This is a genomic window from Shewanella sp. SG44-6 (assembly GCF_014164185.1).
Lineage (GTDB): Bacteria > Pseudomonadota > Gammaproteobacteria > Enterobacterales > Shewanellaceae > Shewanella > Shewanella vesiculosa.
Window position 1 is genome coordinate 21,653 of sequence record NZ_JACJER010000055.1, and the last position, 8,640, is coordinate 30,292.

The 8,640-nt window shown below is 42.5% G+C and carries 7 protein-coding genes and 1 pseudogene; 2 read left to right on the forward strand and 6 right to left on the reverse strand.

Annotated elements, in window-relative coordinates; genetic code table 11:
- The 6 genes from H5185_RS22960 to H5185_RS11550 all read right to left on the reverse strand — a co-directional run.
- Positions 1–815, reverse strand: an 815-nt coding sequence (locus H5185_RS22960) for a PAS domain S-box protein (RefSeq protein WP_259396213.1), incomplete at its 3' end; no start/stop codon positions are given.
- Positions 812–3,391, reverse strand: a complete 2,580-nt coding sequence (locus H5185_RS11535; protein WP_220494444.1) for a chemotaxis protein CheB — start codon at positions 3,389–3,391, stop codon at positions 812–814. The genes H5185_RS11535 and H5185_RS22960, both read right to left, overlap by 4 nt.
- A 536-nt stretch (positions 3,392–3,927) precedes the next feature.
- Positions 3,928–4,107, reverse strand: a complete 180-nt coding sequence (locus H5185_RS22745) for a hypothetical protein (RefSeq protein WP_220494445.1) — start codon at positions 4,105–4,107, stop codon at positions 3,928–3,930.
- Between the two features lie 11 nt (positions 4,108–4,118).
- Complete coding sequence (locus H5185_RS22750; RefSeq protein WP_220494446.1) at positions 4,119–4,463, reverse strand: hypothetical protein; 345 nt, start codon at positions 4,461–4,463, stop codon at positions 4,119–4,121.
- Positions 4,464–4,516: 53 nt separating this feature from the next.
- Positions 4,517–5,611: an NADH:flavin oxidoreductase/NADH oxidase gene (locus H5185_RS11545; RefSeq protein ID WP_182742144.1), complete on the reverse strand. Its 1,095-nt coding sequence runs from the start codon at positions 5,609–5,611 to the stop codon at positions 4,517–4,519.
- A 422-nt stretch (positions 5,612–6,033) separates the two neighbouring features.
- Positions 6,034–6,921 (reverse strand): LysR family transcriptional regulator, encoded by an 888-nt coding sequence (locus H5185_RS11550; RefSeq protein ID WP_182742145.1) that lies wholly within the window; start codon positions 6,919–6,921, stop codon positions 6,034–6,036.
- 212 nt (positions 6,922–7,133) lie between these two features.
- On the opposite strand from H5185_RS11550, the gene H5185_RS11555 reads away from it, so the two are divergent.
- A complete protein-coding gene (locus H5185_RS11555) occupies positions 7,134–8,165 on the forward strand; it encodes an ATP-binding protein (protein WP_182742146.1) in 1,032 nt (343 codons plus the stop codon).
- Positions 8,166–8,516: pseudogene (locus H5185_RS11560) on the forward strand (response regulator); the annotation flags it as partial. It abuts the gene before it with no gap.
- Positions 8,517–8,640: the final 124 nt, after the last annotated feature.

The window sequence follows — 8,640 nt, forward strand, 5'->3', positions numbered from 1 at the left end:
TCTTTCTCTTGGTTTTGAAAAGCCAGCTCTATGTTAGCAAGGGCTAATTCATTAGCACGTTGCTCTTTGTCTGCATTGGCCAGAACCAACTCGTCTGCCCGCTTATCTTTCTCTTGGTTTTGAAAGGCCAGCTCTATGTTAGCAAGGGCTAATTCGTTGGCGCGCTGTTCTTTGTCTGCGTTAGCCAGAACCAACTCGTCTGCCCGCTTATCTTTCTCTTGGTTTTGAAAGGCGAGCTCTTTGTTCGCTCGGTTTTGACTATCTTCAGCTTGTTTTCTATCACTGATGTCAATCATAGCGGCAAGACAGTCTGTGCCTGTGATACCGAGATTAGCCTCAATATCGAGCCAAAGCGTATTATTACTCACTTGGCCTAATACTTCGCAAGATTGAATACCACTACCGCTAAAGGCTTTTCCTAAGCAACGTTTAAAAATTTCACGATATTGTGCTGTGACATAGTGTGAAAACGGTTTGCCGACTAAGTGATCGCGATCAATACCCAATAGGCTGGCACCTCGTAAATTGACTTGACTAATCATGCCATTGAGATCAAATACAAAGTAAGCAATCGGAGCAAATTCAAATAACTCGGTGTAACGATAATATAATCGTTCTGTTATCCGAGCTTGCTTTAACTCCTCATTTTGCATTTCCAATTCAATCTGATGAACCTGCAACTCATGGAGCATCTTTTTGGCTTCATAGTCACGAGAAGGAGATTGCGTATCACTAGTTTGCTTTTTCAGTTTAGCTTCCGCACGCTCACGTAGCACTTTGGTAGACGGCTTGGCTGACTTAGGAGTAGTCTTCATAAGCTAGGCCTGATCTTACGTAACTCTGATTCAAGCAGCTTGGCTTCACTGATATCGGTAAAGGTGATCACCACACCATCAATTACATCATCTTGGGTACGGTAAGGCATGATACGGACTTTGAACCAGCGTTGGTTTTTAGCGGTTATTTCTTTTTCGATGAAGATAAGCGTCTTCAATACTTCCTTTGAATCTTCTTGTAGCAGGACATAATCTAATTCCGTAACGATATCAGACAACGCACGGCCCACATCACTTTGGATAAGCTTAAATAAATGCGTCGCATAGTTAGTGAAGCGGCGAACATGCAGTTCGTTATCCAGAAAAATGGTGGCAATTTGAGTACTATTAAGCAGATTTTTCATGTCGTTATTGACCCATGACAAATCATCCACTTTTGATTGCAGCTCATTATTGACGGTTTGCAATTCTTCATTCATTGACTGCATCTCTTCTTTGGATGTGGTCAATTCTTCATTGGTGGACTGCAATTCCTCATTGGCAGATTGCAGCTCTTCATTGGCAGACCTTAGCTCTTCTTGAGAAGATTGCATTTGTTCGCGAAGCGATTGTATTTCGTCATAGGCCTGTTGCAGTTCGGCCTGAGTTTCTTTGGCTAGTGAATCGCTTTTTCTACGCGGATATGGGGGCGGTGTCGCCACCTCAGTAAAGACCACCATCATCAAGCCGAGCAAGGCTTTTGGTTTAGAAATAGCTTGTACGGTCATATTGATCGTACATGTGTCTATGCTTAGGTTTTTAATGATTACGGGATCGACTTGCATCTGGGCATTCTTCATAGCCAGATCAAGTTGATATTGCAGTTCTTCACGCACCATCACATGAATATTCCAGTTGGCTTTTCCTGCCGCGGGTTCTAAATATTTTCCAGTGCGGCCATTAATATAAATAATGTCACCTGCCGCATTAACCAAAACCGCTGCTGGAGAAAAGTGCTGTAGGAGAAGTTGATCTGCCTGCATTTGTAGATTAGTAATCGTTGTAGTCATCTTACTGGTTCTCTCAGGTTCACTTTCTACCAAAGATATAATCGGAAATATCCTGGGTAAAAAGTCGACTTCCGTCTGCGGTGCAGGGCCATCAATGCGGGTGTATATGCGTGTATTTTCTTTGAGCTCTGAGAACAACGAGGTGTAATGACCAATGGTTTCAGCACTTCCCAAAATTAACATACCTTGAGAAGTTAATGAGTAGTGGAACAAGGGGATTAACTTCTTTTGTAATTCCGGTCCCAAATAAATCAGCAGATTACGACAGGTAACAATATCTAACTTAGTGAACGGTGGATCCATGATGATATTTTGTGGCGCAAAAATGACCATGTCTCGAATGCGCTTATTGATGCGATAACCACTTCCATCTTTAATGAAGTATCGATTCAATTGCTCTGGCGAGACATCAGCCTCAATACTTGCTGGGTAATAACCTTTTCGTGCAACATTGATGGCATCCTCACCAAGATCAGTTGCAAAGACCTGTAATGTGAAATGCCCTTTTGGCTTAACGTCATCCAATACATCCATAATCGTCATCGCAAGCGAGTAAGCCTCCTCGCCGGTAGAACAAGCCGTTACCCATGCTCTAAGTTGTTTACCTTGTGGATAATGAGCCAACAGTGCAGGAAGTGAGACGCGCTTAAGCTGCGCCCACACTTTTTGGTCTCGAAAAAAATGAGTAACGCCTATTAATATTTCTTTGAACAGCAGGTCTTGCTCTTGCGGATTATCACGCAAATAGTGCGCGTAGAGTTCAATGTTTTTAAGCTGATGCAAATCCATACGTCTTTCTATACGACGATAGATAGTGTTTTTCTTGTACAGTGAGAAGTCATTGCCACTGCGTCCACGTAAGATAATAATGATCCGCTCAAGCGCGCTTGTTGACATGAGCTCCGCACTCGACTCAAAATCGTTTGGCACACCGCGAGGGCTATGTTTGAGAAAAGCGATAATCTGTTCTGGTAAAGCTTCAGCAGGAGCAACGATGTCAGCCAGTCCAGTATTAATCGCGCTATAAGGCATTGAATCAAATTTGGCAAACTCAGGTGACTGCACCACAGACACCCCAGCATTTTCTTTAATGGCGCGTAAACCTAGGGTGCCATCAGACCCCATACCAGACAAAATAACCCCTACAGCCCGCTCATTCTGATCATTAGCCAACGCCCGAAAAAAGAAATCAATAGGTAAACGCAATCCGCGACTGGCGATTGGATCAAGCAGAAATAGCGATCCGTGAAGCATAGATAAATCTTTATTAGGTGGTATCACATATACACAGTTCGGCTTAACTTCCATCCCATTGCTGGCTTGGGTGACTTTCATTAAGGTGGTGCGTTGCAAAAGCTCAGGCATAATGCTTTTGCGAGTTGGGTCAAGGTGTTGAATAACAACAAATGCAATGCTGCTGGGAGTTAATACATGGGAAAAAAAATCTGCCAATGCTTCCAAGCCACCAGCTGAAGCACCAATACCCACAATGATAGGTGTATTCACCACAGCCAACCTACTGTAATCCTTAAGTGGCTTAGTCAATGTTTTACTTTGGTTTTTCATTGGGTGAGCTTTTTATTATGCATGCATTGATTGTAGACGAATTAATCAGACAAGTATGTCAACTCAATCACTGCGGGACAGTAATTTACCCATTAAGCATACCTTTGGCCTAAATATGAGTGACTTTATTAACGCAGACCTTTGTTTGTTGATAAAAAGCGTCTAAGTTTGTGCGTGAAACGGTGAGGCGGTTTATTTTTAAAAGTGCTTAGCTTGTACTTTTAGCGGTCAAATAAATTGAACACCGTTTTCGATTTTTTTCTTAAGGTTATGAGTACCGAAAACGGATAAAAGCTACAGAGCTAAGTGATTGAGGGCATATCTCTGAGGCGGTCGAAAACAGCAACTATTCCGGAGTCTCCCATTAAATTCATCTCAACATCATAAATACTTATATATATTAATTACACCCTGCCGCAGCAATTGATTGTATTTAATTGATGCTCTAAACAAGCTTTGAGACATAACAGTGAGGGGGCAAAGATGTCTGAGTTTGAGGGCAAACTGTTGGTGTATCCCCCCTCGGTTATATGAACTTAGACATGCACCTGTTTTTGACTATTTGAACTACTTAGCGCTGATATTCTCATAAATAGGATGAGTGCCAACAATGGCAAAGCACTGCCAATTGCCGCGACGTAAATCCAACCACCATGGGCATATACAACACTGGCCAATATAGAACCAAGGGCGCCACCAATAAAAATACTCGTCATATATAGTGCATTCAAACGACCACGACTGTGTGATCAAGTGTGTAGACGGCTCGCTGACCTAGCACCATATTCATTTGCACGGCAAAGTCGAGTAATACGCCGGTTAGCACCAGAAATATCACACCATACGGCAGGTTAAAAAACCCCGGAACAAAACTAATCACGGCTAACACCATGGCAAACTTTGACATTTTTTCGGTGTGCCCCGCATCCGCCATTCGTCCTGCAATAGGCGCAGCAACAGCACCTATTGCACCAACTAATGCAAACAAAGCAATTTGCGTTTGGCTTAACCCGTAGACAGATGACAACAGTAATGGCGCAGCGGTCCAAAACAAGCTGAATGATGCAAACATTAACCCTTGATACAAAGCACGCTGGCGTAATAAGGGATAGCGCTTAAATGACACTACTTAATGGGCGAAGGCATACCATGAGGTGACGAGCGAAGATACTGCGGTGGTGCAGTCACTTGCGCCCCTAATTCAGCGGCCGCATGCCAAACCCAATGTGGGTTGTAAAGGATCCCTCGAGCTAATGCCACGGCATCGGCCTTGCCAGTGGCGATGATCTCATCGGCCGCCTTTGGCTTGTCTATTAAGCCCACCGCAATAACCGGGATATCAACAGCGTGTTTTATGGCGTCAGCAAATGGCACCTGAAACTCTGGTGCAACGGGGATCTGTTGTTGAGGACTTAATCCTGCTGTGCTGACATGAATAAACTGACAACCCTTAACGCTAAGGGCTTTGGCTAATATAATACTTTGCTCAAGATCCCAGCCACCATCGACCCAATCGGTAGCTGAAATACGCACTCCAAGCGTGATCTTATCGGATACTGCAGCGCGGATGGCATCAATGATCTCGAGCAATAAACGCATACGGTTCTCAATGCTTCCACCGTATTGGTCATCACGCTGATTCGACAATGGAGATAAAAATTGATGGATTAAATATCCATGGGCAGCATGCACTTCGATGGCATCAATGCCTAATCGCTCTGCACGTTTAGCCGCGGCGGCAAAATCTGCCACAATATGACCAATATCGATAATGCTGGCGGCTTCTGGTCGCGGTCCATCAAGGGTAAATGGTATTGGTGAGGGGGCAACGGGTTGCCATCCGTTCGGTTGATCAGCAGCGATAATATTGCCACCATCCCATGGTTTTTGAGTTGATGCCTTACGGCCAGCATGTGACAACTGAATGGCAATGGGCATAGTGGAATAACGGCGAGCAACAGCCAATGATTTAGCGATTGCCTGCTCTGTTCTGTCGTCCCATAATCCCAAATCGGCATAGGTAATACGCCCAGTCGGATTGACCGCAGTGGCTTCAAGAATGAACAATCCTGCACCTGATAATGCTAATCGTCCCCAATGCAAAGTATGCCAATCTGTTGCGGCGCCTTCATCTGCTGAATACTGACACATTGGCGCAATAATGACCCGGTTTTCCAAAGTTAACTGACCCATTTTCAGGGATTCAAACAAATGACTCATAAAAAGGTTTCCTTGTTGATATAAGGTGACACAAGTGACTCATGGATCGGCGTCAGTAGTAAATATATATTCGTGGTAACAATAGATCTAAACGACTTAGGTTTAGTCTTATTTTTCTTCGCTACACCATTAGCCTATTTATCAACAATCAGCTAAATACTGTTAACCCGTTGATAAAATTGTTTCAAGTGGCTTAGAGGTTTATAAGTTAAATTGTGCCATAGCTTAGCTGGTAATAATCACGCTAACGAAGAGATTATGACCCAGAGACGAGAGCTCAAGCGTAGTGATGATTTTAATCAGACATGATAAAGGAATAACTATCACAGCAGAATATCGACTGGACGCAAAACACTATTGCTTATTTTGCAACACTCACCCGTAACGTATATCAGTTTATGAACCTGTGAGTTAATCGCTGATTATGTAACTATCTCTCTAATAAAATCGATAAACGCATTAACCCTTCTCGAACCACGATGATTAGGTAAATATAAGGCCGAAATTGCTGCACTCGAACTGTTGGGATTTACTTGATATGACGTCAGTAAACTGATCATTTGGCCACTATTAATGTCTTGTTGAATTAACCAATCTGGTAATAAAGCAATACCATGGCCTGATAACACCACTTCTCTGATCACTTCAACATTATTGGTCTTTAGCTTACCTTTAATAGGGATCCGTTGCTCTTCGTCTTCAGACAAAAACGTCCAGACCAGCTGACTACTAAACCGTAAACATTGGTGATGTAACAAATCTGCTGGTTGCTGTGGTAGGCCATATTGTTTTATATACTCTGGACTGGCAACCACTAGCCGTCGAAACTGACCTAGGGGTCGACTGATTAACTCTTCGGTCGGTGCAGCAGAACCCAACCTGATGGAGAGATCGATGCGCTGGGTAAATAAATCAGTAATGTCATCACTGAGCTGCAAATCCAAATCTAATTTGGGGTATTGATGCAAAAAACGGCCAATGTGTGGTGCAATAACAAAACTGCCAAATGTTGTTGGCACTGTCACGCGCAGTGGACCTGATGCCTCATCTTGGCTGTCTTTTATTTGTTCATCGGCATCTAACACACTGTCGAGAATTTTCCTCGCACTCATGTAATAAGCCATGCCCGCATCAGACACGGTAATTTGACGAGTTGAACGATTTAACAGCACGGTACCGAGCTCTGATTCAAGCGAATCGACCATGCGGGTTACCGATGACGTAGCCACCGAAAGATTGCGTGCCGCCGATGAAAATCCCTTCGCATCAACTGTCTCAACAAACATTTTCAACGCCAGTAATTTATCCATCTAAGATCGTACTACCTCATTGTGGTTTCTAACTTATTCAACGCGACTTAGGTTATCAGCACGATAAAAATAGCTGTTACACGCAATTTTGCAGTGTAGCCTAGTGCTCTATTGTATTCAGTACAATTGATAATTTTACGGTTTTTTTACGCGATATACTGCTTATCATTTGATATTGTTACTTCACTGAATTTTAAGTGATAAACAGTATTATGTGGGCAAATTTAATTTCAACTCGCTATATTTTTAGTTTTGTAGTGCTATTTTTGGTATTAACAAGTGCCTGGATTATCGATTATGTATGGGGTTCACCAGCTGTAATATTATTGCTATTACAATTGGCCATCGTGGTTATCGCGTTGCAATGTAGCATCAAGCTTGCCTATTTTTCTGCCATTATTGAAGCATTAAGCTTCAATTTTTTGTTCACCACGCCGCGTTATTCACTACAAATGTTCAACATTAACGACATCATGAATTTACTGGTGTTTATTTTTGTGGCATTTGCTACCAGCAAACTGGTGCAACATTACCGTCGTCAACAGCATGAATTAAAACAGGCGCAACTTAGAAATAGTATCTTGTTGTCTGTGTCTCACGATCTGAGAACGCCACTGGCGACCATTATTGGCACATTAACGACACTCAAAGAATACATGGCTAAACTTAGCGAGTTTGAAAAGCTGGAGTTGCTCGATAGTGCAACAGCTGAAAGTCATCGATTACATCAATACATTGAAAATTTACTGCAAGCAACCAGGATGCAGCATGGAACATTGACGTTTAAAAAACTGCCTGTATCTATTATTAGTGTGATTGATCGTGTTATTGAACGTTTTAGCGATGGCTCGAACCGAATTGCCTTGAACACGGAAAAGGTTTCGCAGTTATACATTAGTAGCTCATTGATTGAGCAGGCGATATTTAATGTTGTTGATAATGCCCTCCGATATTCCCCTAAGAATAAACCTGTCAGTATCAGTCTTTATTGCGCCCAAGATTATGTACATATTGATGTCCAAGATCATGGCCAAGGCATTGATCCCAAATACGCAGACAATATATTTGAGCTTTTTTATTCAAGCCACGATCACCAACCTAGTGACTCTGGCAGTGGATCGGGTATTGGACTTGCCGTTTCAAAAGGCATAATTGCCGCGCATCAAGGCCATATTTCGTTCATTCCTGTTGAGCAAGGCTGCTTAATCCGTATTGCGCTCCCCATAAGTAAACCTGAGGCATAAATGACTTATAAAATACTGGTCGTTGAAGATGAACCGCAAATTCATACCTTTATTCGTATTTCGTTAACGGCTGAAGGTTATTGCTATGTTGGTGCGCAGTCTATTGAAGAAGCTAAAACTATATTCAATCAACAGCGTCCTGAAGTGATTATTTTAGACTTAGGTTTACCTGATGGAGATGGCATAGATTTCCTTAACTATGTCCGCCACAGCAGCAAAACACCTGTGCTTATTTTGACAGCAAGAGATCAGGAAGACGAAAAAATCCGCTTATTAGAGGCTGGAGCAAACGATTATCTGATCAAACCCTTTGGTGTAAGAGAGTTAATCGCACGTATTAAGGTATTAGTTAGCGCTAATTCATTACCATTAAGCCAGAACTGATGGGTACTTTTTTGTAAGCTTAATGCCCCATGTTTGATTACATCCGTCACAGGCTCATTGATGACTAAATCTCTCACTAATACCTTAATAC